Annotated in this window: 24 protein-coding genes and 2 pseudogenes; 13 read left to right on the top strand and 13 right to left on the bottom strand. The window is 64.4% G+C overall.

Annotated elements, in window-relative coordinates:
- On the bottom strand, nt 1-262 hold a 262-nt coding region (locus CXY73_RS22810; protein ID WP_233198259.1), incomplete at its 3' end, for a hypothetical protein.
- 116 nt (nt 263-378) lie between these two features.
- Between CXY73_RS22810 and CXY73_RS10565 the strand changes: the two genes are divergently transcribed.
- Nucleotides 379-888 carry a hypothetical protein gene (locus CXY73_RS10565; protein ID WP_104177679.1) on the top strand — a complete coding sequence of 170 codons (510 nt, stop codon included), beginning with the start codon at nt 379-381 and terminating at the stop codon, nt 886-888.
- 43 nt (nt 889-931) lie between these two features.
- On the opposite strand, the gene CXY73_RS10560 is transcribed toward CXY73_RS10565, so the two are convergent.
- The 6 genes from CXY73_RS10560 to CXY73_RS10535 all read right to left on the bottom strand — a co-directional run bounded on the left by CXY73_RS10560 (nt 932) and on the right by CXY73_RS10535 (nt 7705).
- Complete coding sequence (locus CXY73_RS10560) at nt 932-2317, bottom strand: DUF2079 domain-containing protein (RefSeq protein WP_104177678.1); 1386 nt, start codon at nt 2315-2317, stop codon at nt 932-934.
- Nucleotides 2318-2649: 332 nt separating this feature from the next.
- Nucleotides 2650-4122 carry a dihydrolipoamide acetyltransferase family protein gene (locus CXY73_RS10555; protein ID WP_104177683.1) on the bottom strand — a complete coding sequence of 491 codons (1473 nt, stop codon included), beginning with the start codon at nt 4120-4122 and terminating at the stop codon, nt 2650-2652.
- Nucleotides 4122-5141 carry an alpha-ketoacid dehydrogenase subunit beta gene (locus CXY73_RS10550; protein WP_104134152.1) on the bottom strand — a complete coding sequence of 340 codons (1020 nt, stop codon included), beginning with the start codon at nt 5139-5141 and terminating at the stop codon, nt 4122-4124. The genes CXY73_RS10555 and CXY73_RS10550 overlap by 1 nt, the downstream gene beginning before the upstream one ends.
- Nucleotides 5138-6280 (bottom strand): pyruvate dehydrogenase (acetyl-transferring) E1 component subunit alpha, encoded by a 1143-nt coding sequence (gene pdhA / locus CXY73_RS10545; RefSeq protein ID WP_104177677.1) that lies wholly within the window; start codon nt 6278-6280, stop codon nt 5138-5140. Before pdhA ends, CXY73_RS10550 begins: the two co-directional genes overlap by 4 nt.
- A 110-nt stretch (nt 6281-6390) precedes the next feature.
- A complete protein-coding gene (locus CXY73_RS10540; protein ID WP_104177676.1) occupies nt 6391-6879 on the bottom strand; it encodes an Lrp/AsnC family transcriptional regulator in 489 nt (162 codons plus the stop codon).
- Nucleotides 6880-6886: 7 nt separating this feature from the next.
- Entirely contained in the window at nt 6887-7705 is an 819-nt protein-coding gene (locus CXY73_RS10535) for an oxygenase MpaB family protein (RefSeq protein ID WP_233198258.1), read from the bottom strand.
- A 194-nt stretch (nt 7706-7899) separates the two neighbouring features.
- Between CXY73_RS10535 and CXY73_RS10530 the strand changes: the two genes are divergently transcribed.
- Complete coding sequence (locus CXY73_RS10530; RefSeq protein ID WP_104134148.1) at nt 7900-8460, top strand: YceI family protein; 561 nt, start codon at nt 7900-7902, stop codon at nt 8458-8460.
- A 219-nt stretch (nt 8461-8679) separates the two neighbouring features.
- Here the strand turns inward: CXY73_RS10530 and CXY73_RS10525 are convergent, their stop codons facing one another.
- The 3 genes from CXY73_RS10525 to CXY73_RS21970 all read right to left on the bottom strand — a co-directional run bounded on the left by CXY73_RS10525 (nt 8680) and on the right by CXY73_RS21970 (nt 9884).
- Nucleotides 8680-9117, bottom strand: a complete 438-nt coding sequence (locus CXY73_RS10525) for a hypothetical protein (protein WP_146072723.1) — start codon at nt 9115-9117, stop codon at nt 8680-8682.
- Between the two features lie 101 nt (nt 9118-9218).
- Nucleotides 9219-9509: a DUF4287 domain-containing protein gene (locus CXY73_RS10520; protein ID WP_104134146.1), complete on the bottom strand. Its 291-nt coding sequence runs from the start codon at nt 9507-9509 to the stop codon at nt 9219-9221.
- A 204-nt stretch (nt 9510-9713) separates the two neighbouring features.
- A complete protein-coding gene (locus CXY73_RS21970) occupies nt 9714-9884 on the bottom strand; it encodes a hypothetical protein (protein WP_158254100.1) in 171 nt (56 codons plus the stop codon).
- Between the two features lie 212 nt (nt 9885-10096).
- Between CXY73_RS21970 and CXY73_RS10515 the strand changes: the two genes are divergently transcribed.
- The 3 genes from CXY73_RS10515 (at nt 10097) to CXY73_RS10505 (ending at nt 13474) form a co-directional block, all read left to right on the top strand.
- The gene (locus CXY73_RS10515; RefSeq protein WP_104177674.1) at nt 10097-11131 is read left to right on the top strand and encodes a nitronate monooxygenase family protein; all 1035 of its coding nucleotides are present in this window, start codon (nt 10097-10099) and stop codon (nt 11129-11131) included.
- 154 nt (nt 11132-11285) lie between these two features.
- The gene (locus CXY73_RS10510) at nt 11286-12749 is read left to right on the top strand and encodes an amino acid ABC transporter substrate-binding protein/permease (protein WP_368665848.1); all 1464 of its coding nucleotides are present in this window, start codon (nt 11286-11288) and stop codon (nt 12747-12749) included.
- Nucleotides 12746-13474: an amino acid ABC transporter ATP-binding protein gene (locus tag CXY73_RS10505; protein ID WP_104177673.1), complete on the top strand. Its 729-nt coding sequence runs from the start codon at nt 12746-12748 to the stop codon at nt 13472-13474. Before CXY73_RS10510 ends, CXY73_RS10505 begins: the two co-directional genes overlap by 4 nt.
- Before the next feature lie 204 nt (nt 13475-13678).
- Here CXY73_RS10505 and CXY73_RS10500 read toward each other — a convergent pair whose 3' ends face one another.
- Together CXY73_RS10500 and sepH are read right to left on the bottom strand one after the other, a co-directional pair.
- Entirely contained in the window at nt 13679-14722 is a 1044-nt protein-coding gene (locus CXY73_RS10500) for an aromatic acid exporter family protein (protein ID WP_104177672.1), read from the bottom strand.
- Between the two features lie 369 nt (nt 14723-15091).
- Entirely contained in the window at nt 15092-16225 is a 1134-nt protein-coding gene (gene sepH, locus CXY73_RS10495; protein ID WP_104134141.1) for a septation protein SepH, read from the bottom strand.
- A 199-nt stretch (nt 16226-16424) separates the two neighbouring features.
- On the opposite strand from sepH, the gene CXY73_RS10490 reads away from it, so the two are divergent.
- Entirely contained in the window at nt 16425-16718 is a 294-nt protein-coding gene (locus CXY73_RS10490; RefSeq protein WP_092112645.1) for a DUF4193 domain-containing protein, read from the top strand.
- Nucleotides 16719-16720: 2 nt separating this feature from the next.
- Here the strand turns inward: CXY73_RS10490 and CXY73_RS10485 are convergent, their stop codons facing one another.
- On the bottom strand, nt 16721-17176 hold the full coding sequence (locus CXY73_RS10485; protein ID WP_104134140.1) for a DUF3093 domain-containing protein: 456 nt from the start codon (nt 17174-17176) through the stop codon (nt 16721-16723).
- Nucleotides 17177-17214: 38 nt separating this feature from the next.
- On the opposite strand from CXY73_RS10485, the gene dut reads away from it, so the two are divergent.
- The 7 genes and pseudogenes from dut to CXY73_RS22805 all read left to right on the top strand — a co-directional run.
- The gene (gene dut, locus CXY73_RS10480) at nt 17215-17712 is read left to right on the top strand and encodes a dUTP diphosphatase (RefSeq protein WP_104177671.1); all 498 of its coding nucleotides are present in this window, start codon (nt 17215-17217) and stop codon (nt 17710-17712) included.
- Entirely contained in the window at nt 17709-18338 is a 630-nt protein-coding gene (locus tag CXY73_RS10475; RefSeq protein ID WP_104177670.1) for a DUF3710 domain-containing protein, read from the top strand. Before dut ends, CXY73_RS10475 begins: the two co-directional genes overlap by 4 nt.
- A gap of 6 nt (nt 18339-18344) precedes the next feature.
- Entirely contained in the window at nt 18345-19187 is an 843-nt protein-coding gene (locus CXY73_RS10470) for a DUF3159 domain-containing protein (protein WP_104134137.1), read from the top strand.
- 211 nt (nt 19188-19398) lie between these two features.
- Entirely contained in the window at nt 19399-22245 is a 2847-nt protein-coding gene (locus CXY73_RS10465) for an aconitate hydratase (RefSeq protein ID WP_104177669.1), read from the top strand.
- A gap of 136 nt (nt 22246-22381) precedes the next feature.
- A complete protein-coding gene (gene dxs, locus CXY73_RS10460; RefSeq protein ID WP_104177668.1) occupies nt 22382-24331 on the top strand; it encodes a 1-deoxy-D-xylulose-5-phosphate synthase in 1950 nt (649 codons plus the stop codon).
- A 55-nt stretch (nt 24332-24386) separates the two neighbouring features.
- Nucleotides 24387-24541 (top strand): annotated as a pseudogene (locus CXY73_RS10455) (ISAzo13 family transposase); the annotation flags it as partial.
- A pseudogene (locus CXY73_RS22805) lies at nt 24538-24702 on the top strand (hypothetical protein); the annotation flags it as partial. The pseudogenes CXY73_RS10455 and CXY73_RS22805, both read left to right, overlap by 4 nt.
- Nucleotides 24703-24707 lie beyond the last annotated feature (5 nt).

The following is a 24707-nucleotide window of genomic DNA, read 5'->3' as shown; positions in this document are numbered from 1 at the left end:
GCTCCGGGATTGAACCGGCTGCTGCGGGCGGGGCGGTGAGGGTCATGGCGACGGCGCCTCCTTCACCCACAATTATAGCGCAGAACGCACATAGAATCGAGAAAAACTCATGTAAACATGGATATATATTCAGAACCATTTCTGATCGGGGAGTGCGGTTGCCGATCAGGTTGCGGCACTCGAGCCGGGAGGATTCCTGGGGCTGCAACTGGCCGCGTGAGCGGGTGAATTGCTGCGTCAGCACGGCGGAGTAACCATTCATGCGCTTTCACGAGCTCTAGCTGGGAATCGGGCGGGCCGGAACAACCGGTTCGTCCGTGATTGGATGGAGTGTGTGCGAAGGCGGCCGTGTCGTTCAGCACGTGATCGGGGGAGCACATGACACTGGTAAGTAGTTCGGCGCCGACACGCCCGCGCGATGTTGCGGCGGCGGCAACACTGTGGCTGCCCATCGCGGCCGTTGTCGTCACCTGGCTGCTGTGGATTGAACGCCTGCCCGCTGTGCTGCCGCGGCAATGGGGCCGCGACGGCGCGGTGAGCTCGACGATGCCGACCGTGGCGATGGGGGCGATCGCAGTCGTGGTGAGTCTGGGCGCTGCACTTTTCGCCACCTATTGGTTGCGCGAGCGTGGCGCTCCCAATCGCCGATCGGTGTATCTCGGACTCGGCTTCGCTGCCGGGCTGTCGTCGTGCCTCTGGCTGACCACGGCCGGTATCACAATTGCCGCCGGTACTGCAGAACCCGAGATGGGCGCCTGGGTGCTTTTCACGTTTGCCGCCTGCGGTTACGGAGGGCTTCCGTTCCTTCTCGCCCAGAAATGGATGGTTCCGGTGCTACCCGTACAGCCGAACGTCGAGCCAAGCGCAATAGACCCGACGGTTCCCTAGGCCAAGCTGGTGACCAGCCTGAACCTGGCTGCGCCAGCAGGTCTCAGCGAAAGCGGGCGACCTCGTAGCCGCCGGCGGAGTAAATCGTTGTGAACACCACGCCGGGGTGTAAGGCCGCGGCGACGACCTGCGCCGAAGTCCATTCGCCGGGCAGGCCGCCCGCCGCAAGGTCGATCACTAGATAGTCCGGGAGCGGATTCTGGTTGCCGAGCCAGTAAACGTCCGTTCGTTCCACCAGATAATTCATCAGCCCGATATCGGATTCGACCCGGGCGCCGTCGGGCACAACGGAGAGGGTGGCCTGCGCGGCAGCGGCGCGATCCGTAGAAAAATTGGCCGATATATTCGTCAGTTTGAATAGCGGTAGCGTCGTCGCGAGCACCAGACCGGCAACAATCGGAACGGATGCCGCCCGCCGCCCGTAACCGCGCAGCCAGCCTCGACGGCTGGCGCGCACGAGCACGATGCCATCGAGCGCGGCAGCGAACACGATCGGCATGAGCACGGCGCTGTACTGCCAGGTTGGACCCCAGTAGCCCGAATTATCGGACAGAAACCGCCAGGCCAGCGTCGGCAGCAACACAAGCGCGAGCGGCGATCGCACCGCAATCACGCCGCCGGCGACGAGCAGCAGAAGCAGGGTCACACCCTTCTGCGGCTGCAGCAGTGCGGCCGGATCATTCAGAATACTCAGTGGGTCGATGCTACTCGAATAGGCCCAGGCTCCATTCGGGTTGAGCAGCGGCAGTATCACGAGGCTCGCGAGCGCGAACCAGCCGATACCCCAGACGCCAAGCCACACTCCAAGCGGATGCCGGCTGCGCACGGCCAGCACGATGCCGAGGGCGGCAACGGTGAGGCCGAGGTCCTCCTTGACGAACACAAGCGGCATCGCCCAGAGCAGGCACGCCATCCACTTGCGCAGCAGAAAGGCGGTCAGCGACAGGGCCACCAGCGGAACGGCGAACGCGATCTCGTGAAACTGCGCCTCCACCGCGCCCTGCAGTCCCCAGCTGAGGCCGAAGGCCAGCCCGAACAGCGTGCCGGTCGCGGGTCCGAGCAGCCGGATTGCACCATAGGTGAGTGCAGCGGCGGCCACGCCGAACAGGGCGTTCTGCACCACCAGCAGGGTGAAGGCGTGCGGAAAGATCGCAAAAATCGGGCCGAGCAACATCAGGAGTGGATGAAAGTGGTCACCCAGCAGGTTGAATCCCTCGCCCTTGATAGTGACAATCGGTGCCTCGAGCGCGGCATACTGCCCGGCCAGCTGGGTGAAGATGCCCAGGTCCCAGGACGGAGCGGCGAAGCTGCGCCACTGTAGGGCCGAGAATACGGTGTACAGCGTGGTCGTCATGAGCCCGACGGCGACCGGGAGTAAAGTCGGCCGCCCCATGCCTGGCCGAAACATTCCGACGCGAAATCCCCTCATTCGACCACGCTAACGCACCGGCATTAAGCGCTGCAGCATGTCACCGTGCCCCAGCGTCGCCCAGCATGTCGCCTCGACCGGTACCCTGCGCACCGAGGGAGCAGACGGAGCGTCCAGACAGCGCCACCCGCGCCGCAGCATCCGCTTGACTGAGATTCTGTCGCAGTCCGGGGCCCTTGGCCCTGTTTCAGGGGCGCGGCGCGAACCCGACCCTCAGCGCACGCAACCGCACGCTGGCCCAATCGTGCGCTCGCAGCCCCTCTACACCGGCGAGTGTCCCAGAAAACACCTTCGCATCCCTCTGCGAAGGTGTTCTCTTTATCCCGGTGCTCTTACAGGTCGGCGAGCAGAGTGACCGGGTTTTCGATGCAGCCGGACACATAGGTGAGAAAACCCGCGGCCGTTCCGCCGTCGCAGACCCGATGGTCGAAAACCATCGAGAGTTCCACCACAGTACGCACCGCAAGTTCGTGATCGACCACCCAGGGCCGTTCGATCATTCGCCCGATACCGAGAATGGCCGCCTCCGGGTGGTTGATGATCGCGGCCGAACCGTCAACACCGAGCGACCCGAAGTTGTTGAGCGTGAAGGTTCCGCCGGTCAGTGCGCTCGGCGCGAAGGTGCCGTCCGGCGACTGCGCCACGAGCGCGGCGAGGGCGTCGCGCAGTTGACGTGTGCTCATCGCATGCGCCCCGTGGATGACGGGAACCATCAGTCCGCGTGCGGTCTGCGCCGCAATTCCGAGGTTTACCGCGCCGTGCTGCAGAATCTCCTGACTCGCAGTATCGACCGAGGAGTTGAGCACCGGATACCGGCGTAAACCGGCCACCACGAAACGCGCAATGAGCGCTGTGACGCTGAATCGTTCTCCGGTCGTCTGGAGCAGCTGATCTCGCGCGGCAAACAAAGCCGTCGCGTCGACGTCGAGCCAGATCGTCGCCTCTGGAATCTCCCGCCGCGACGTGGTCAGCCGCTGCGAGACAACCTTGCGCAGTCCGGAGATCGGAATGCGGATATCCGCGGTCTCGTGGTCGGTAGGTGCCGCGCGAGGCGGCGTCGCCACAGCCTCAACGACGGTTACCGCTGGCGTCGTTAGCGCGCGAATGTGTTCCTCGACGTCGCTGCGCAGCACCAGACCGTCGTGCCCGTTGCCGGACAGCAGGCTCGCGTCAAACCCGTTCTCTCGCGCCAGTCGGCGCACGATCGGCGATACGACAGGGGAGCGGTGGTTCGAGTCGAGGCCGCTCGTCGAAACGGATGCCGCCTCGGCCGGTCGCTCGGCCGCGATTGCGGGCGTCGGTGCGGGCGGAGCCGGCGCATCCGTTGCCGCGGGGGCAGCAACGCTCGACGTGCCGGCGCGGCCGAACCGGCCAGCGGCCACGCGGCGGGCCGGCCTGGTGCTCTCGGTCGTGCCGTAGCCCACGAGAACGGCGCCGGAATCTTCGGTGGCTGCGGCGACGGTGGCCGCAGCGGCCGGAACGCCGACGGGTGCTCGTGCTGAACCACCTGAAGCGGCCGAACCAGCGGGCGCGTCGCCCATTGCTTTGCCCGCTGCGGCATCCGCTGCAGTATCGACCACCGTCAGCAACACCTGCCCGGCGTGAATGACCTGGCCGGGCTCGCCGAACAGGCTCGCCACGACGCCGCCGTAGGGCGACGGCAGCTCCACGATCGACTTGGCCGATTCAACCTCGACCACGGCCTGGTCGATGACGATCGTGTCACCGGGAGCGACCAGCCAGGCCACGATCTCGGCCTCGGTCAGTCCTTCACCGAGGTCGGGCAGCAGAAACTCGCGGCTCATCAGGACCACTCCCAAGTCGACAGTGCGGCGAGAATACGGTCGGGAGTCGGCAAGAAATACTCCTCGAGTTTGGGCGACGGGTACGGAATATCGAAGCCGGTGATGCGCAAAATTGGCGCGGCCAGGTAGAAGAAGTTGCGTTCGGTCAAACGAGCGGCCACCTCGGCGCCGTAACCGCCGAACTGGGCGGCCTCGTGCACAATCGCGGCCCGGCCGGTCTTTCGAACGGAGGCCCCGACCGTCTCGTCATCAAACGGCGACAGCGTGCGCAGGTCGATGACCTCAATGGAGAGCCCCTCAGCCAAACCCTGTTCGGCCGTCGCGAGGGCGGTCTTCACAGTCGGACCGTAGGCGATGAGCGTGACATCGCTGCCCTCCCGCAGCACGACGGCCCGGTTCAGCGGCTCGGTCTGCACCGGCAGTGCCAGCGATGCCTTGCTCCAGTAGCGACTCTTCGGCTCCATGAAGATCACCGGGTCATCGCTCGCAATGGCCTCGCGCAGCATCGAGTAGGCGTCGGCCGGGTTTGACGGGCTCACCACGGTCAGCCCCGGCGTCGCCGTCCAATACGCCTCCGAGGAGTCCGAGTGATGCTCAACGCCGCCGATATCACCGGCGTAGGGAATGCGAATGACGATCGGCAGCGAAACCTTACCGCGCGTACGATTACGCATCTTCGCTACATGCGACACGATCTGCTGGAACGCCGGGTAGCTGAACGCGTCGAACTGCATCTCCACCACCGGGCGCAGGCCGTACATGGCCATGCCGATCGCCGTTCCCACAATGCCGGCCTCGGCCAGCGGCGAGTCGCTCACTCGGGTCTCGCCGAACTCGGCGTACAGGCCGTCGGTCACCCGAAACACGCCGCCGAGCGGGCCGACGTCCTCGCCGAACAGCACGACCGTTGGGTCATCGACCATGGCGTCGCGAATGGCCGCGTTCAGGGCGGCGGCCAGGGTCAGGTTTTCGGGCGCGCGCACACCGGTACCGGTCTCGAGGGTCTGCTGGGGGCTCATCGGGTGCTCTTTTCGTTTTCACCAGCGGATGCTTCGGCGTCGCCGTCGAGTTCGGCCGCCAGAAAGGCACGTTGCTCGGCCAGAGCGGTGCGGGGAGTGGCGTAGACGTGCTCGAACAGCTCGAGCGGATCGACCACCGCTTGCTCGGTCATGCACTCCCGGGTCGTCGCCGCGAGCGTCTCGGCTGCGGCAGCAATATCGGCGCGCTCGTCGTTGGACAAGGCCCCCTGGGCGATGAGGTACTTCTCCAGGCGTTCGATCGGGTCGCGGCTGCGCCACAGGTCGACGTCGGCGGTTTTGCGATAGCGGGTGGGGTCATCCGAGTTGGTGTGGGCCTCGATGCGGTAGGTGAGGCCTTCGATCAGGGTCGGGCCGCCGCCGTTGCGCGCTCGGTCGACCGCCGCCGACACGACGGCGTACATTGCGGCGGCGTCGTTGCCGTCGACGTAGAAGCCGGGCATGCCGTAGCCGATCGCCTTGTCGGCGATGGTTCGGCAGGCCATCTGTTTGTCGAGGGGAACGCTGATCGCGAACTGGTTGTTCTGCACTACGAAGACGACGGGCGCCTGCCAGACCGCGGCAAAGTTGAACGCCTCGTGGGCGTCACCCTCGCTCGTGGCACCGTCGCCGAGCAGGGTAAGCGCCACGGTGTCGTCGCGCTTGAGCTTGGCCGCGGTTGCGAGGCCCACGGCGTGCAGCGCCTGGGTGGCGAGCGGCGTCGCCTGCGGGGCGATGCGGTGCTGCTGGTAGTCGTAACCGCTGTGCCAGTCGCCGCGGAAGGAGGCGAGAATGTCCTTCGGCTCGACGCCGCGGGCGAGCAGCGCGATGCTGTCTCGGTAGGTCGGAAACAGCCAGTCCTGCGGGGCGAGTGCGGCGACGGCAGCGATCTCGCAGGCTTCTTGGCCGAGCGCGGACGGGTAGGTGGCGAGGCGACCTTGCCGAGTGAGGGCGGTGACCTGCACGTCGAACCGGCGGGCCACGACCATCTGCCGATAGAGGCCGAGCAGCGTCTCGATCGGGGGAAGGACGAATCCGCCGCTCTCGCTGTCGAGGACGGCGTTCCCTGAATCATCGATCAAACGCAGGGGTGGGGGTGCCAGCACGGCCGTCAGCGGCGTGCTCTCGACATTGAGGCTCATGAGCCAATGGTGCGCCCTTTTTTACAGGTCTGGCTGCGCTTTTTCGCAGTTGTGAACGATTGGCCGATCATGCGCGAGACGGCGACCAATCGGCATAGTTGAGTCCTGAATCAGTGCCAGGCGTCCGGAGTCGCGCCGGGCGCGTGCCCGGTGATCTCGTCGAGAATGAGGTGGGACCGGGTCGAGATCACCCCGGGCATAGTGTGGATATCGCGCAGAATGGCCTGGCTGAGCTGCTCATGGTCGGGAGCGCTCACCGTGAGGATGATGTCGATATCGCCACTCACAGCCTGTGCCTTCTCGACGAAAGGCAGTTCGGCGAGCTGCGCGGCGATCGCGCCCCAGGCGACATCACCGATTTTCACAACGACGAGCGCCGACACGTTCAGCCCCAGGGCCTTACGGTCGGTCTGGGCACCGAAGCCGGTGATTACGCCGTGGCTGATCAGCTTCTGCACCCGGGTGTGGGCGGCGGTGCGGGAGATGTGCACCTGCAGGGCCAGCTGGCGCATCGAGAGTCGACCGTCCCGGCTGAGCTCGGCGATGATCTGGCGATCGGTGCTGTCGAGTCCGGGGTGGGGAGTCTGGGGCTGCGTCATTGAACTCTCACACTACCGGCGCGGGCGCAGCTACCGGAGATTCGCGCAGAGCGGATTTGCGCAGCACGCGAAGATAGTGATTCTTGGGCCAGTGTCGCAGCGCGCGCGGCAGACGGGGATAAATCAAGCGGATGCCGCCCAGCACGCGATCAAAGCGCCGTTCGTGCCGCTTTGACCAGGGGAGTTCGAACAGCACACGAACGCGGGGCGGTAGCAGTCCGGCGGTCATGAGCCGGGCCAGCGGGAGGGCGGCTCGATACCAGAACGGAGCCGACCGCGAGTGCAACAGCTCGTGCGCGACCGCGCGGGTGGCGGCATCCGTTGTCAGCAGCGGCAGTTGCTCGTTCCAATACTGGCGAAAGGCGGTGCGATCTTTCGGCCACAGTTCTGGCGGCACCTGCAGCGACGTGCCGAGCCGGGCGTATTCGCTATAGACGGCATCGGCCGTGTCGTCGTCGAGTGGGCCGTAGATCAACGCGTGCAGGTGGGTGGCTGATTCATACAGGGTCGCAGCAACCCAGAGCTGCAATTTGGGGGTAAAGGCGTTGTACTTGGGAGTCGGGCCGACTGAGTGCACGGGAACGTGCGCGTGATTGACCCGTGCGGCCATCGCTGCGGCCAGGTCGGCCTCGCCGAAGACGGTGGCGTAGACGTAGCTGAGTGTGCCGTTCAGCCGGGCGAGTGGTTTGGCGGCGAAATGGCTGTGGTCGGCAACACCGTGTCCGATGGCCGGATTCGCCAGCTGCAGCAGGATGGCCCGGCCTCCAGCAGCGATCAGCAGGCTCTCACCCGCCACCCCACGCAGGCTTGGTGCGTGTGTGCCCACAGAGACCTCCCAATAAACACGCAGAACCTCGTGACAGGGTGAGCCTATTCGGTCGGCCTGAGTTTAAGTCCCGTCTGAACGCCCGAACAGGAAGAGATGAATATTTGTTTTCTGGGGAATATGAACGTCTTCTATGCGCTTGCATGTATCCGAGGGCGACAATTCCTGGGCCCACATACTTGAGGAGAATTTCTATGAGCGAGACCACGATCACCGACATCCCGGGCTACAAGGCCGGAACATGGATCATCGACAAGACCCACAGCTCCGTCAGCTTCAGCATTCGTCACATCGTCATCAGCAAGGTCAAGGGCACCTTCGATGACTTCGACGCCACCTTTGTGACCGGCGAGAACCCGCTCCAGACGAGCGTCACCGCCTCGGCCAAGGTCGTCTCGATCAACACCAACGAGCCCAACCGCGACGGTCACCTTCGCACCGGAGACTTCTTCGACGCTGAGACGTACCCGACCATCGACTTCGCGTCGACCGGTGTGCGCGTGGTCAAGGGTGAGTACCTCGTCGACGGTAACATCACCATCAAGGGCGTTACTAAGGCGGCCACGTTCGAATTCGAGTTCGGCGGCTTCGGCGGAGATCCCTACGGCAACTACAAGTTCGGCGCCACGGCCAAGACCGAGGTCAACCGTGAAGACTTCGGCCTCACCTACAACGCTGCCCTCGAAACCGGCGGCATGCTGCTCGGCGACAAGGTCACCATCACCCTTGAACTGCAGGCCGCGCTCAACGCGTAACCCGTAGCATTCCTGGTGCAGGGCCTCACTTCGGTGGGGCCCTGAGTCGTTAATGCGAACTGACGAGCATCCACGCGGTCAGGCGTCAGCGCAGCGCAACGCATCGAGATCGGTCCAGCCGAGATCTTGATAGTTGGGAGCCCAGGTTTTCACCCGGGCGAACGCCCCGAGCTGCCGTGCGGCCCACTCGAGCACACGGGGTTGATGGGGCGGCTGCACTCATTCGCTCACCCTGACACGTTTAACCGTGCGGTCGAGGCGACGGATCGCGAGCAGAGCGGCGATGACCAGAAGAATGCTGCCCCCAAAGATCACGCCCTGCGTGGTGTGCTGTGGTATGACGAGCAGGAGGGAGCCCATCAGTATGGCAATGGCTGCGATCGTGAGCCCGAACGGAACAGCCGCGCGCAGGCCAGCGCGCCAGGCGGCATCCGAGTCGCCGGGTTGTCGTCGCCGAAGGCCGTTGAGCGACCGTGGATTGAGCACTCCCCGATAGGTGAGTACGTTCATCAGCACGATGAGCAGCCCGACAGCGATGTAGAAATACCCCATGATCACGCACCCTTCCTCGTTCCACCCTATCGATACCGAACGTGCAACCAGCTGTTCCGCTCCACCGCGGCTCACTGTGCAAAGCGCGGTGTGTGCGTCGTCCATGGGGCCGAAGTTGTTGTCTCGTGGGCTTGCCGGAAGACGCGAGCGCGAGTTACCGTCTTCGGCCTTATTATCGCCTGGCCCTGTCGCCCTGCACGCCCGAGTCAGACCGGGCGGGTGTCCTGGCCATCGAGCCACAACTCGACGGACTCGTCACGGTGCACCCCGTCGGTTCCGACGTGCTTCTCGCTGATCGTCGTGCCGTTCTTGATCACGTAGACGAGCGCCATCGCGTGGCCGCGGCCGAGGCCATAGTCGGTTTTGAGCCAGTCGACGATGGCGCCGGCTTTTGTCGCGGGGTCGTCGAATCCGTGCTCGTGCGCCAGCGCGACGAGTGCACGCGGGGTCAATCCGGACTTGTCTTCGATCGCCGTGAGATAGGCCTGAAAGGACATCTGATCTCCTAAATAAGCGGCGCCTGGAGCGGCCGAGCCGCTGCATCTTGGGGCTTGAAACGCCGTCTAGTGATAGACTACGCACGATTTTTACCCCACACGCTGAATCTGGAAACCGCGTCGGGCTACAGCGACAACGAGCGCCTACGCCCTCAGTACAGCGCACCTCGGCGGCACGATCACAATCACCAGCACGAAGGCAGGTTACGGCGCAACCAGCACGACTAGCGCCGCGACCGCACCGGTACGGCCGGGCAAGTTGATCGGCCCGACGCCGAGCGTCAACGCAGTGGTCAGAGCCGGCCAGCAACTCGTCGCAGTACCCGGCAGCTGGACTCCGGCAGCGGCGGACCGGAACCACTGCATGACCGTCAAGGGCACAGCCGCCTAGACCGGCTACCTGACCGTGGTGAAGAAGAGCGTCGCAACGCCTAAAGCTTCTTAGTACTCGATCATGGGGCCACGCGCAGACGGGTACAAGTTGTTGATCTGTGCCAAGGTACCGATGTGGGGTTCACCGCCTAGAGTCGCTCTTAGAGCGTGACTCCAGCGGCTAGATTAACATTCCATTTTGACAAGGAGCGTTCGTGTTTTCCATTTCTGACCTGTACATTGCCATCGTCGCGGCCCCCATGGCCGGCGGCGCCTCAACGCCTAACCTCGCTGTCGCCGTGAGCGATGCCGGCGGCCTCGGCTTTCTCGCCGGCGGCTACAAAACGCCGCAGGCCTTGGCCGAGCAGATCGTCGACGTGCAGCAGCGCACGAAGAATCCCTTCGGTGTCAACCTGTTCGTTCCGCAGGCGCCCCTGACCGACCGGGCCGCCGTCGAGACCTACCGCGGTATGCTCGCTCGCGAGAACCCCGCGGCCACATTCGGTGAAATTGACGAGACCGACGACGACTGGTTCGCCGACAAGGTGGCCGTCGTCATCGCGCACAAGGTTCCGGTGGTGTCTTTCACCTTTGGTCTGCCCCCACGAGACTCAGTGGAGCGGATACACTCGGCCGGCTCGTTCCTGATCGCCACGGTCACCTCGGTGCCCGAAGCCCTTGAGGCGGTCGATCGCGGCGTCGACGCGTTCTGCGTGCAGGGGCCGGAGGCCGGCGGGCACCGGGGGACCTTCGCCACGCGGGACGAACCGGGCACCCTGGCATTGGGGGAGCTGTTGATCGCGATTCGCGAGGCGGTAACACTGCCGCTGATCGTAGCGGGCGGCATCCACTCCGGCGGGCAGATCGCCTCGTTACTGGCCGCCGGTGCCGAAGCTGTGCAGCTCGGCACTGCCCTGCTGCGCACCGACGAGTCGGGCGTGAACCGGGCCCACCAGGACGCCCTCGTCGATCCGCGATTCACCGAAACCGTCATCACGCGGGCCTTCTCCGGTCGCCCGGCTCGGGCCTTGCGCAACGCCTTCACCACCGCCCACGACGCTACCGCGCCCCGGGAGTATCCGCAGGTGCACCACCTCACCAAGACCGTGCGAGCGGATGCCGCCCGCCGCGGTGACCCAGACGGCCTCGCACTCTGGGCCGGCACCGGGTTTCGCGAAGCGAGCACCGGCTCAGCTGCGACCGTGCTCGCAAGGTTGTGGGCCGATACGCACGCTGCCGTCGCCCTGTAGCGCGGCGCCCTGTAGCGGCGCAGAACCAGTGGGCGTGCACCCCAAGGTAGGCTCTTTCGACAGGGTGTGCAGCATCCGCTCCCCGGTAGATCAGCGTCGATCGGCACGAAAGCCGCCAGGCCGATCCGATCGCACGACAAGAAATGGTTCTCTTTTGCGCAAAATCATTATGTTCCGGGCGGGCAAGCTCACAGTCGCCGTCACGGCACTGCTGGCCCTGGCGGGCGGATTCCTCGGTGTCAGCGCCGCGGCCGCAAACCCATCGCAGGCCGCTGTCACCGGCGAAAACTACGTCATCGGCACCGACACCACCTTCGCGCCGTTCGAATACCGCGAAGACGGTGAACTCACCGGCATCGACATGGACCTGGTTCGCGACATCGCCGCGAACCAGGGCTTCACGGTCGAGATCAAGTCACTCGGCTTCGATGCGGCGCTGCAGGCGCTGCAGTCCAATCAGGTGGACGGCGTCATCGCCGGCATGTCGATCACCGACGAGCGCGAGCTCATCTTCGACTTCTCCGACCCGTACTTCGACTCCGGTGTGCAGATGGCCGTCGCCGAGGACAACACTGAGATCACCGGATACGCAGGTCTGGCCGGCGAAACCGTCGTCGCCAAGCGCGGCAGCGAGGGCGAAACCTTCGCCAACTCGATCAAGGACGAGTACGACTTCACGGTCAAGGCCCTCGCCGACTCGGCCACGATGTATGACGACGTCAAGGCCGGCAACTCCGTCGCGGTGTTCGACGACTATCCCGTACTCGCCTACGGCATCAACCAGAACAACGGGCTCAAATCGGTCACCGAGAAGGAACAGGGCAGCTCCTACGGTTTCGCCGTCAACAAGGGGCAGAACCCCGAACTGCTCGCCGCCTTCAATACCGGTCTGGCCGAGCTGAAAGACAACGGCGACTACCAGACCATTCTTGATACCTACCTGGAGCAGCCGGCGCCTGCCGCGGCGTCCGGTTTCTTTGGTCTGCTCAGCGACAGCATGCCGGCGCTCATGAAGGGGCTCGGGCTGACCCTGCTCGCGACCGGCCTGTCCATTCTGATCGCCCTCGTGCTCGGTGTGCTATTCGGCTTCTTCACCGTCTCCGAGAGTCGCATTCTGCGCGGCATCGCAAGCGTCTACGTCAGTATTTTTCGCGGAACTCCACTGCTCGTGCAGGCCTTCTTCTTCTACTTCGGGCTGCCGCAGCTCAGCGGGCAGTCGATCGATGTACTCACCGCCGGTGTGCTCACCCTGAGCCTGAACGCCGGTGCCTACATGACCGAGATCGTGCGCGGCGGAATCCAGTCGGTCGATCCGGGCCAGACCGAAGCCGGTCGCAGCCTCGGTCTCGGCTACGTCACGACCATGCGCCGCGTCGTACTGCCTCAAGCCGTGAAGATCATGACGCCGTCGTTCATCAACCAGTTCGTGATGACCCTGAAGGACACCTCGCTGCTCGCTGTGATCGGATTCGCCGAGCTCACCTATCAGGGCCAGCAGATCTACGCGGCGAACTTTCGCACCGGTGAGACGCTGCTGATCGTCGCGGCGCTGTACTTCATCGTCATCAACCTGCTCACCATGCTCTCCAACAAGCTTGATAAGAGGTTCAACAAATGAGCAAGATCAGTGTCACGGGCCTCCGCAAGTCGTTCGGATACAACGAGGTCCTCAAGGGCCTCGACGTCGAGATCACCGAGGGCGAGGTTGTCTGCGTCATCGGCCCCTCGGGTTCCGGTAAGTCCACCTTGCTGCGCTGTCTGAACAAGCTCGACGAGCTCAGCGCCGGCACGGTCATCGTCGATGGATTCAACCTCAGCGACAAGACGGTCGACCTGAACGAGGTGCGCCAGCACATCGGCATGGTGTTTCAACACTTCAACCTGTTTCCGCACATGACGGTGCTGCAGAACATCATGCTCGCGCCGACCGAGTTGAAGAAGGAATCCAAGGCGGATGCCCGCGCCACCGCCCTGAAACTGCTCGACCGGGTGGGTCTGTCCGACAAGGCGGATGCCCGCCCCGCGCAACTCTCCGGCGGCCAGAAGCAGCGCGTCGCGATCGCCCGGTCGCTCGCGGTGAACCCCGACATCATGCTGTTCGACGAGGCCACGAGCGCCCTCGACCCTGAAATGGTCGGGGAGGTGCTGCAGGTCATCCGCGACCTCGCCGCCGAGGGCATGACCATGATCGTCGTCACCCACGAGATGGGTTTCGCCCGGGAGGTCGCCGACCGGGTCATTTTCATGGCTGATGGCCTCATCGTCGAAGAAGGAACTCCAGCCGAGCTGTTCGGCAACCCGCAGCATGAACGCACCCAGGATTTCCTCTCCAAGGTGCTCTAAGCCGTGTGACCTGAGAACGGATGCCCCGCCCGAGACTCGCGCGGGGCATCCGTTTTTCTGTCGGTAAAGTCGCGGGCGCGCCCGATATTGACAAGCGCTACGGTAACTAACGAACCGTTGTAGCGGGTACCCGTTTCGGGCGCAGCCGGCACTGCGGGCCGCGGCCATCCCCTCCTGCGCAGTCATCGGAGCGGATGCACCGGCTCAGGCCCGATCGCCGACGATCTCCTCGCGTACCCGGCGCAGGTCTTCCATGAGGGAGCCGATCAAAATCCAGTGGTCGGGGTGTGGCGTGACGATGCGCAGCGGCGCGGTCAAAGCCAGCACCTCGGGTGCCGGCGGTTCGGGCGCAACCGTGAAGTCGCCCTCCGTACGAGCGAGCAACCGCAGATCGTGGGCAGCCCGGGCCAGCTCCTCGGAAAAAGCCTGAACGCTCGGCTCGAACTGCAGGGACGCATCATAGTGATCGTGCAGGGCTCGGGTCATGCCGATGGCACGGGTCACAAGCGTCGGCAGCCGCCCGGTCATCTCATGGTCCGCGTCGAGCGCCAGACGCAGTTTGGCCTTGCGTGGGTTGAGCATGAGGCTCTCCTCCGCCTGTGCGATAGCCTTCTCCGCCTTCACCAGCATGGGGCGCAGCAGGCGAGCCTTGATCATCAGCTCCATCAGATCGACCGGGCTCTGCGGTGCGCGCAGCGCCTGGGCGATGCGCACGAATGTATCAGCCACCTCGCGAGCGAGCAGCCCCACCGCATCGCGTGCCGGCGCAATCAGCACCGGCGGAACGATCAGGGCGTTGATGATGAGCGCGATCCCCGCACCGATGAACGTTTCAAAGATGCGATCGAGGGCGTACCCCGGCGTCGTCGCACCGAGCGCGAGCACGAGCATGGCGCTGATCGGAATCTGGCTCGCCGAGACCGGCGATAGTCGCAGGGCCCAGGCGACAAGGATGCTGACCACGATCGTGCCGAGTACGACCCAGCTCGACTGGCCGAGGAAGAAGCCGATCGTGGAGGCGATGATGACTCCGCCGATGACGCCAGCGGTGCGTTCGATCGCGCGCCCGAGGGTCTGATTGACACTCGGCTGCACCACGAGCAGGGCGGCGATCGCAGCGAAGATGGGTAGTTCGTTCGGCAGCAGCAGCTGGGACACGATCCAGGCCAGGGCGACGGCGACAGCGATCTTCACAACCTGCAGCACCGGGAGGCGGGTGGAGATGCGCAGGGCCGATGTTAGTTTCACCGCTCAAGGCTAACCCGGCCGCTCATCAAGCGGATGCCGACGCACCCGCAGCTCCCGCGGCCGGCGCTCGAGTGCGACACCGGGAAACCCGGCGTCGCGAGCTGCTACCACTCATTGCTGTCGTGCATCGTGGTGACGGCGTCGATCAAATGGGCGATTTCGGCATCCGTCAGACCCGGAAGCGGCCAGCAGTCCGCGCCAGTTGGTCCGGGCCACCGGGGAAGAACCGCCGCCGACGGCAAAGGTGGCCGGGTCGGCCTTCCAAACGGTCACCAACTCTTCGATCGTCTCATAGGGGGAGTCGGCGGCTACGAAGATCGCGCCGGCTTCTTTGCAGCGTCGTTATGCGTGGGTCGCCCGTCGTCCGAGCTAGCTCAGGTCGTCGTCGGTGCGAGCGCCGAACACGATTTCGTCCCAGCTCGGCATCGATGCGCGACCGCGCTTGGGTGTGGTGCGCCCATGGTTGGTGCGCTCCTGCGCCCGGGCAGCCTGATTGGCCCAGGCGTTGCCGGTCGGTTCCGGCGTGGTCGCCGGCGCCGCACTGGACTCGTCGGTAACCGGGCTGTCCGTGGCCGAGGACCGACGGGGCCGCATCGCCGCCGCAGGCTGCACCGACGCGGATACCATCGGTGGGGCCACGGAGGCATCCCGGCTGCCAGCCGCCTCGCGTTCGCCGCGGCGCCGACGCAACGATTCCAGAAGATCCGCGGTTTCGCTCATGTTCGATGCCGGCTCGGCAGCGCGTTTGATCGCGGCTTTGGACACCGCATCATCCCGGCTAAGTGAACGGGAGAAGGGCACAGCCTCGAGGTTCGGGCTGGTGTCGTTCAAAATCTCGTCGGGCAGGGATTCCTTGAAGTTGAAGGCGTTGCTGTCGAAGCGGGAGACGTCGGCGGCGCTCGTCTCCGAGCCGACCGCGCGCAGCCGGGGAATGAGTGAACCCTTGAGCTCGCCCTGCTGCGAGAGCGCGATGGCTTCGCTGCCCACCGGTGAGAGTGAGTTTTTCTTGGGTTCGAAGCCCCAGCGGGCGTCGTGGTCGATCTCGTCTGCGGTGAACGACAGTTTGACGATCCATCCGCCGCCGGGCTCTTTCCAGCTTGCCCAGCGTTCGCCGGTGGCGCCAAGCGAGGCGAGACGCTCCCGAATGACGCTGCCGAAGTTTGCGTTCTCATCGACCGGATCCGGATCGATGGCAGTGTGCACCGGTACGCTGAGCGCCGACGAGACGATGTATTCCCGTTCGGCTACGACCGGGCCTTCGAAGCGGCGCACGTAGTCGAGGGACGCGCCGGTGACCGCCGCGACATCCTCGGCGGACATGCCAGAGCGAATGTGCGCCTGAACTTCCCGGGGGGAGAGTTTGGGCGCGAGGCTCCGCTCCGTCTGGGTTTGGCGAAGCCGGGACTGAAGAACCTCGTCAATGGCGATGCGATATCGGTCACCATCTTCGGACGCTGCGAGCAGCGCACCGTTCTCAACCCCAATAACCTTCAATTCCTGCATGAAGACAAGCCCTCTCGCGATTACCGTTGGCTGCAAGACTGCCACGACTTGGGGTCATTTTGCGGGAATACGCTGGGCGTGCCGCAAGTTGTTTTCCGTGTCCGAATAAATAGGTTGGCGGACGGTTTGCTATTCCGTCCGGATTGTTGGAAACTATGCCCGCCGATTTCGTTTATCGGCGTAACTGGAATGGATGGGCATGGCAACCGATTACGACGCACCCCGAAAGACTGAAGACGACTCCGAGTCGATCGAGGCCCTCAAGGAACGTGTGCCAGATAAAATGTCCGGCAGTGTTGATGTTGACGACTCCGATAACCCGGGTGGGTTCGACCTACCCGGCGCCGATTTGTCCGACCTGGATCTCGATGTCGTCGTTCTGCCCGCGCAGGCTGACGAATTCACCTGCGTGAATTGTTTCCTCGTGAAGCACCGCTCGCAGATGGGCCACGAGACCAAGCTCGGCACTGTCTGCTTGGAGTGCGACTCCTAGACCTACTGGCCGATGTTGGCCGTTCGTGATCCATTGATCGCGGCGGCCAACTCTGCCGGGTGCCGGCTGGAGATGATCCAGTATGGCGCCGGATCGGTCGGATCGACGATGGGTACGCGCACGACCGGGTCGATCCAGCCGCGAATGAGCAGCCAGGCCCGGGCATCCAGCCTGGGACCGCGCTCCTGGGTGGCTTCGACCTTCGCGAAGAAGACAGCTTCCCCCAAAAGGTGGGTAGAAATCGTGGCCGGGCCGGCGATCAGCTCGCCGTTCTGCACCCGCACGACCGGCGAGGCCAGAACGAGCAGCAGTACGCAGCCGCCATAGAGGACGGCGGCCGTGATGATGCCGGCCGGCAGGGAAATCGGGACGAGCACCAGGATGCTCGCCGGTATCACCAATGCGGTGACGATGAAGGCCCATGGAGTAGGCCAGAGTTTTTCGCGGTAATCAGGCATGGCTCTATTCGATCAGATATCTGCACTACCCTCGACACGTGGCAGAAAGCGTCGAAGTACTGATCCAAGCATCCATCCTCCCGAACTATGCACATCCCGGTGATGCCGGGGCTGATCTGCATTCGGCCGAGGCTGTCGTGCTCGCTCCCGGTAACCGTGCACTTGTCGGCACCGGCGTGTCGATCGCGTTGCCAGATGGTTTTGCCGCCTTTGTCGTTCCGCGTAGCGGCCTGGCTTCCAAGCGCGGCATCACCATCGTGAATTCCCCGGGAACAGTGGATGCCGGCTACCGCGGCGAAATCAAGGTGGCCCTGCTCAATACTGACCAGAACGAGTCGTTCACGATCAACATCGGCGACCGCATCGCCCAACTCATTGTGATGCCCGTTGCCCGGGCCACCTTCATCGCTGTGGACCGACTACCCGGCAGCCACCGCGGCGAGGGCGGCTTCGGTTCAACGGGCATAGAAGCTACTCCAATAGAAGGTGCGCCAATGTCGAGCAATACTGCCCCGCAGACAGGAGAAAATCGGTGACTGACATCACGACCCCCGGGGATTTCCCACAACCCCATGCCAAATCGGCACCAGAGAACCGTGAGAGCGATGGCCCGTTCGACGAGTCCGAAGCCAACCCGGTGCGGCCATACGTCGACCTCGGCGGCATCAAGATTCTGCCGCGGGAAGGCCTGCACCTGCGCCTCGAAATTGAAGAGGGCAGCAAGCGCGTCGTTGCCATCGGTCTCGACTTCGCCGGGTCGACGCTGCAGGTGCAGCCGTTCGCCGCTCCGCGGTCGAGCGGCTTGTGGCATGAGATTCGCGATCAGATCGCCGACCAGATAGGCAAGCAGGGTGGTACCACGACACCACGCGAGGGCCCGTTCGGCCCAGAACTCGTCGCCGAGATTCCGGTTGCGGCCGGTCAGGAAGCCGGCGGTGTCACCCGCCTGGCCCGTTTCATCGGCGTCGACGGCCCACGCTGGTTCCTCCGTGGCGTGATCGCGGGCGAGGGCGCCATCGATCCGAATGCCGCAGCCCAGATTGAAGATCTGTTCCGCAGTATCGTCGTCGTGCGCGGGGGAACCCCGATGCCGCCGCGTGATCTGATTCCGCTGCGCATGCCCGCCTCGCCCACCGGCGCGACCGAGACCGCCACGGTCTAACGAGCCATGAGCGACACCCCCGGTCAGAACGGCCAGCAGGGCCAGCGCGATGAAGCGCACAATCCGGTGCCGACGCCAGAAGCGGCGCCGGCACCCGCTCCGACGCCGGAGCAGGCGCAGACCGCGTCAGCCTTGTTCGCCGAGTCGATGGCCGGGGCAGCCCGCCGAGCTGGATTCGGCGCGGCGACCGAAGCGGAGCCGATCAGCGGCCAGGCCCTATTAAAGGCGATGGGCGGCATCCGCGGACTGATCGAGGCTGTATTGCCCGGCTTGGTCTTTCTGGTCACCTATACACTGACCATCGACCCGTCGACAGATGTGACGAGTGACCCGATCGGCACACTGCTTCCCTCACTCGTCGCTCCGCTGGTCATCGGCGTGATCTTCGTCGCCCTGCGCGCGATCACCAGGCAGACGACGACGCCGGCGCTCGGGGGACTGGTCGGCACCGCGATCAGCGTCGCGCTGGCACTGTTCTCCGGCAAGCCCTCCGATTTTTTCCTGGTCGGCCTGTGGACCAACGCCGGCTACGGCGCCGTCCTGCTCGTCTCCGTGCTCGTGCGCTGGCCGCTGATCGGCGTCGCCGTCGGGTTTCTTATGGGTGACGGCGTCGCCTGGCGCCTCGACGCCAGCAAGCGCCGCGTGCTGACCATTCTCACTCTGTGCTGGACCGGCCTGTTTCTTGCCCGCCTCGCTGTGCAGCTGCCGCTCTACCTCGCCAATAACGTCGAACTGCTCGCCTCGATGAAGCTGCTCATGGGCATTCCGCTCTACGCACCGCTGCTCGTCGTGTCCTGGCTCATGGTGCGTTCCGTTTATCGCAAAGCGGATGCCGCCGACGCGGTCTGAGAATCGACCTCAGCCGGCATGGGTGCACTGCTAGAGTTATCTTGACGTCAAGATAGTTGACCGACGAGCACTCGTCGGAGCAACTCGATGGAAAAAGGCAGCTCCCGGCATCCGCTGGTAAGGCTTGCCTTGCTGGCACGAGGTTGTGCCTGTCACAAGAATTGAGGATTGCCGCCGGTTTCCCGTCGGCTCCTACAACGGAGAGGGCACTGTGTCGGATTCAAAAAGTACCGCGGTAAATAGCTTCGGAGCCAAAGACACCCTGCGCGTTGGTTCGACAGACTATGAAGTCTTTCGTCTGGACGCGGTCGACGGTTACGACAAATTGCCATACAGCCTGAAGGTGCTGCTGGAGAACCTCCTCCGCACCGAAGATGGAGCCAACATCACCGCCGAGCATATTCGTGCCCTCGGCTCGTGGGTTCCCACCGCGGAACCCGACACCGAGATCCAGTACACGCCGGCTCGCGTCGTCATGCAAGACTTCACCGGCGTTCCCTGCATCGTCGACCTCGCCACCATGCGTGAAGCCCTCGTCGACCTCGGCGGCGATGCAAAAAAGATCAACCCGCTCGCCCCGACCGAAATGGTCATCGACCACTCCGTTGTCGCCGACCTGTTCGGCACGACCGACTCGTTCGAGCGCAACGTCGAGATCGAATACGAGCGCAACGGTGAGCGCTACCAGTTCCTCCGCTGGGGCCAGACCGCGTTCGACGACTTCAAGGTCGTTCCTCCGGGAACCGGAATCGTGCACCAGGTCAACATCGAGTACCTCGCCCGCGTCACCATGACGCGAGAGGTCAACGGCGTTCTGCAGGCGTATCCAGACACCTGCGTCGGCACCGACTCGCACACCACCATGGTCAACGGGCTCGGCGTGCTCGGCTGGGGCGTCGGCGGAATCGAAGCCGAAGCGGCCATGCTCGGCCAGTCGGTCTCCATGCTCATTCCCAAGGTTGTCGGCTTCAAACTCTCCGGCATCATCCCGGCCGGCGTCACCGCAACGGATGTCGTGCTCACCATCACGCAGATGCTTCGCAAGCACGGCGTGGTCGGCAAATTCGTCGAATTCTATGGTGCCGGTGTCGCCTCCGTGCCGCTCGCCAACCGCGCGACCATCGGTAACATGAGCCCCGAGTTCGGTTCGACGGCTGCCATGTTCCCGATCGACGATGTCACCCTCGGCTACCTGCGCCTCACCGGTCGCAGCGAAGAGCAGGTCGCCCTGGTCGAGGCCTACTCGAAGCTGCAGGGCCTCTGGCACAACCCTGACAAGGTCCCCAACTTCAGCGAGTATCTCGAGCTGGACCTCTCCACGGTCGTTCCCTCCATCGCCGGACCGAAGCGCCCGCAGGACCGCATCATCCTCTCCGAGTCGAAGTCGCAGTTCGAGCGCGACCTAGATAACTACACCAACGCCCCCGTCTCCCTGGTGGATGCTGCAATAGAGGGTACGTTCCCCGCCTCTGACCCGCTCGGCCTCACCTCGCAGGATGAAGAGACCGCGCACGAGCACGCCTATCAGAGCAGTCTGGTGCGCCACACCAGCCACCCGACGAAGTCGCACCCGCAGCCTACCGACGTGAAACTTTCGGACGGTCGCGAGTTCACGATCGACAACGGTTCGGTAGCCATCGCGGCCATCACCTCGTGCACCAACACGTCCAACCCGAGCGTCATGCTCGCGGCCGGTCTGCTGGCCCGCAACGCGAGCCTCAAGGGACTCAAGAGCAAGCCGTGGGTCAAGACCACCCTCGCACCCGGCTCCAAGGTCGTCACCGAGTACTACGCGAAGGCCGGTCTCAACGGGTACCTCGAAGACCTCGGCTTCTACCTCGTCGGCTACGGCTGCACCACCTGCATCGGTAACTCCGGCCCGCTCGAAGACGAAATCTCCTCGGCCGTGCAGGACAACGACCTCGCCGTCACCGCAGTGCTCTCCGGCAACCGCAACTTCGAGGGACGCATCAACCCCGACGTGAAGATGAACTACCTCGCGAGCCCGCCGCTGGTCATCGCTTATGCCCTCGCCGGCACGATGAACTTCGACTTCGACACCGATTCGCTCGGCAGGGACACCGAGGGCAACGACGTGTTCCTCAAGGACATCTGGCCCGACGCCGACGAGGTGCAGAAGACCATCGACGAGTCGATCGACTCCAACATGTTCGAGACGCAGTACGCCGGTGTCTTCGAGGGTGACGACCGCTGGAAGTCCCTGCACACCCCCATCGGCGATACCTTCGCCTGGGACGCCGAGAGTACCTACGTGCGCAAGCCCCCGTACTTCGACGGTATGACGCTCGAGACCAGCCCGGTCGTCGACATCAGTGGTGCTCGCGTGCTCGCCAAGCTCGGCGACTCGGTCACCACCGACCACATCAGCCCTGCCGGTTCGATCAAAGCGGATGGCCCCGCCGGCCGCTATCTGGCCGAGCACGGCATCGCCCGTGGAGACTACAACTCCTACGGCTCGCGCCGTGGCAACCACGAGGTCATGATTCGGGGAACCTTCGCGAACATCCGTCTGCGCAACCAGCTCCTCGACAACGTCGAGGGTGGCTTCACCCGCGACTTCACCGTCGCGAGCGGCCCGCAGGCTGATATCTACGATGCCAGCCAGAACTACCAGGCGGCCGGTACCCCGCTCGTCATCTTCGGAGGCAAGGAGTACGGTTCGGGTTCCAGCCGGGACTGGGCAGCCAAGGGCACGAGTCTTCTCGGGATCAAGGCTGTCATCGTTGAGAGCTTCGAGCGCATCCACCGCTCGAACCTCATCGGCATGGGCGTTGTGCCCCTGCAGTTTCCGATCGGCGAAACTGCCGACTCGCTCGGTCTCGATGGCACCGAGATCGTCTCGATCTCCGGCATCACCGCGCTGAACAACGGCACCACGCCGAAGACCGTGCGCGTGACCTGCGTTCCGAGTGAATTCTCGGCCGCCGGCAAGGCACCGATCGAGTTTGACGCTATCGTGCGCATCGACACCCCGGGTGAAGCCGAGTACTACCGCAACGGCGGCATCCTGCAGTACGTACTGCGTTCGCTCGTCTGAGCGAACCAGGGCGCTGCCAGCACCTCGCTCTACCAGCACGACACCGGCGCGTAGACTCGATTCACTCGGGTCTGCGCGCCGGTTTGGCTTGATCCGTATAGCACTGTTTTGTATAGCAGCATGAAAGGTATGACGGATGATCCTTCTGGAGAGGATTCACGGTCCGCGGGACCTCGATGGTCTTTCGAAAGAGCAGCTGCCACAGCTAGCCGCCGATATTCGACGGTTTCTGGTGCGCGAGGTTTCGAAGACCGGCGGACACCTCGGGCCGAACCTCGGCGTCGTCGAACTAACCATCGCCATCCACCGGGTGTTCCATTCACCGACCGACGCGATCGTCTTCGATACCGGCCACCAGTCCTACGTGCACAAGCTCCTCACCGGCCGTCAGGACTTCAGCAAGCTGCGTTCGTTCGACGGTCTCGCCGGCTATCCGCAACGTTCAGAGTCGGAGCACGACATCGTCGAAAGCTCGCACGCCTCCAGCTCACTGTCCTGGGCCGACGGTATCTCCCGAGCCTTCGAGATGACTGGCCAGACCGACCGGCACGTGGTCGCCGTCGTGGGCGACGGCGCGCTGACCGGCGGCATGACCTGGGAAGCCCTCAATAACATCAGCGACGACAACACGCGTCGACTCATCATCGTGGTCAACGACAACGGCCGATCCTACGCGCCGACGATCGGCGGTATGGCGCGCTTCCTGAACACGGTGCGCACCCGCGCGGCCTACCGCGATGCCTACCTGACCAGTCAGAAGGTGTTCGACAAACTCGGCGCACCCGGTCGGGCAATGTATCGCGGGGTACGCGGCGGCCTGCACGGGTTCCTCAGCAAGGTCACCAACAACGAAGCGCTCTACTCCAACCTCGACATCAAGTACATCGGTCCCATTGACGGGCACGACGTGCACGCTATGGAGGAGGCCCTCACTCAAGCCAAGGGCTACGGCGCGCCGGTCATTGTGCACGCCATCACCCAGAAAGGCAAGGGCTACGACCCGGCCGTGCAAGACACGGCCGACCAGTTCCACGCGGTCGGGCAGATCGACCCGGAAACCGGCGAATCCGTCGAAGGGCCGGGCGCGGCATCCTGGACCTCGGTCTTTGCCGACGAATTGTTGCGACTGGCCACCGAGAACGAGCGGATCGTCGGTATCACCGCCGCCATGCTGCGCCCGACCGGGCTGCACAAGATGGCCGAACGTTTTCCGGCTCGCGTGCACGACGTGGGCATCGCCGAACAGCACGCCGTGACGAGCGCCGCCGGGCTGGCCTTCGGCGGCCTGCACCCGGTTGTGGCCCTCTATGCCACCTTCATCAACCGGGCTTTCGACCAGGTGCTGATGGATGTGGCCCTGCACAAAGCCGGCGTCACCTTCGTGCTCGACCGCGCCGGCGTCACCGGTCCGGATGGCCCAAGCCATCACGGTATGTGGGACCTTGCCATTCTGCAGGTCGTCCCCAACATTCGTCTGGCCGCGCCGCGGGACTCCGTGCGCCTGCGCGAAGAACTGGCTGAGGCCGTCGCCGTCGAGGACGGCCCCACGGTCTTGCGCTATCCCAAGGGCACCGTCGGCCTGCAGCTCGAGGCCATCCGCCGCCTCGACGATGGCGTCGACGTGCTGCAGGAAGCGACCCAACAGGATGTGCTGATTGTCACGGTTGGTCCCATGGCCGCGATCGGACTCGACGTGGCTGACCGGCTCGCCGCGCAGGGCATTGGAGCGACGGTCGTCGATCCGCGCTGGGTCGTGCCGGTGCCGCGCAGCATCATCACCCTCGCCGCCGCCCACCGCATCGTGGTCACGATCGAAGACGGCATTCGGGTCGGCGGAATCGGTACCCGTATCCGGCAGGACCTGCGGGAAGCCGGTGTGGACACCGCGGTGACCGAACTCGGCCTGCCCGACCAGTTCCTCGACCACGGCACCCGCGCCCAGATCCTGGAGCGCGTCGGCCTCACCCCGCAGGCGATCGCCCGCGACGTGGTCGCTATGGTGCTCGGCAGTAAGATTCCGAACGCCCGCCCCTTGCCCGCCGACCATACCGACACCGGCGCTATCCAGGTAACCCGCCGCGACTAAGGGCTCGTAAGTAAATAACCTAGACGCATGCCGTTTGGGGTGCCATGGCAGTGCTGTGTCGGTTCCCGTGGAGGTCGAAGAGTCGCTGGCAGTCAAGTTCGCCGCGTTGTTCCCGCATCTTGATGAGCGTCAGCGACGGTTGCTGATGGGGGCTGAGGCTCGCGTGCTGGTCGTGGCGGGGTCGCGGCGGTGGCCCGGGCGGCTGGGGTGAGACCGTCACTGCCGAGCTCGACGGGAGCATCTACCCCAAAGGCATCAAGATCACCGACCGCGAAATGGCAGATCTGGAAACCCAGCACCTGACCAGGCACGACTTCCATGGCGAGTGGAACTACAGCGTGAGCCCAGGAAAGTTCGCCCAACAAAGGTGATCTCA

Origin of the sequence: Cryobacterium sp. Y50, assembly GCF_002929805.1 — a bacterium.
Taxonomy (GTDB): domain Bacteria; phylum Actinomycetota; class Actinomycetes; order Actinomycetales; family Microbacteriaceae; genus Cryobacterium.
Note: the sequence above shows the minus strand (reverse complement) of the source record. Positions and strands in the feature narration are given on the sequence as shown.

Excerpts from the sequence above, each read along its gene's own strand:
- CXY73_RS10565 (WP_104177679.1), top strand. The coding sequence starts at position 379 with ATGACACTGGTAAGTAGTTCGGCGCCGACACGCCCGCGCGATGTTGCG.
- CXY73_RS10560 (WP_104177678.1), bottom strand. The coding sequence starts at position 2,317 with ATGAGGGGATTTCGCGTCGGAATGTTTCGGCCAGGCATGGGGCGGCCG.
- CXY73_RS10555 (WP_104177683.1), bottom strand. The coding sequence starts at position 4,122 with ATGAGCCGCGAGTTTCTGCTGCCCGACCTCGGTGAAGGACTGACCGAG.
- CXY73_RS10550 (WP_104134152.1), bottom strand. The coding sequence starts at position 5,141 with ATGAGCCCCCAGCAGACCCTCGAGACCGGTACCGGTGTGCGCGCGCCC.
- pdhA (WP_104177677.1), bottom strand. The coding sequence starts at position 6,280 with ATGAGCCTCAATGTCGAGAGCACGCCGCTGACGGCCGTGCTGGCACCC.
- CXY73_RS10540 (WP_104177676.1), bottom strand. The coding sequence starts at position 6,879 with ATGACGCAGCCCCAGACTCCCCACCCCGGACTCGACAGCACCGATCGC.
- CXY73_RS10530 (WP_104134148.1), top strand. The coding sequence starts at position 7,900 with ATGAGCGAGACCACGATCACCGACATCCCGGGCTACAAGGCCGGAACA.
- CXY73_RS10525 (WP_146072723.1), bottom strand. The coding sequence starts at position 9,117 with ATGGACGACGCACACACCGCGCTTTGCACAGTGAGCCGCGGTGGAGCG.
- CXY73_RS10520 (WP_104134146.1), bottom strand. The coding sequence starts at position 9,509 with ATGTCCTTTCAGGCCTATCTCACGGCGATCGAAGACAAGTCCGGATTG.
- CXY73_RS10505 (WP_104177673.1), top strand. The coding sequence starts at position 12,746 with ATGAGCAAGATCAGTGTCACGGGCCTCCGCAAGTCGTTCGGATACAAC.
- sepH (WP_104134141.1), bottom strand. The coding sequence starts at position 16,225 with ATGCAGGAATTGAAGGTTATTGGGGTTGAGAACGGTGCGCTGCTCGCA.
- CXY73_RS10490 (WP_092112645.1), top strand. The coding sequence starts at position 16,425 with ATGGCAACCGATTACGACGCACCCCGAAAGACTGAAGACGACTCCGAG.
- CXY73_RS10485 (WP_104134140.1), bottom strand. The coding sequence starts at position 17,176 with ATGCCTGATTACCGCGAAAAACTCTGGCCTACTCCATGGGCCTTCATC.
- CXY73_RS10470 (WP_104134137.1), top strand. The coding sequence starts at position 18,345 with ATGAGCGACACCCCCGGTCAGAACGGCCAGCAGGGCCAGCGCGATGAA.
- dxs (WP_104177668.1), top strand. The coding sequence starts at position 22,382 with ATGATCCTTCTGGAGAGGATTCACGGTCCGCGGGACCTCGATGGTCTT.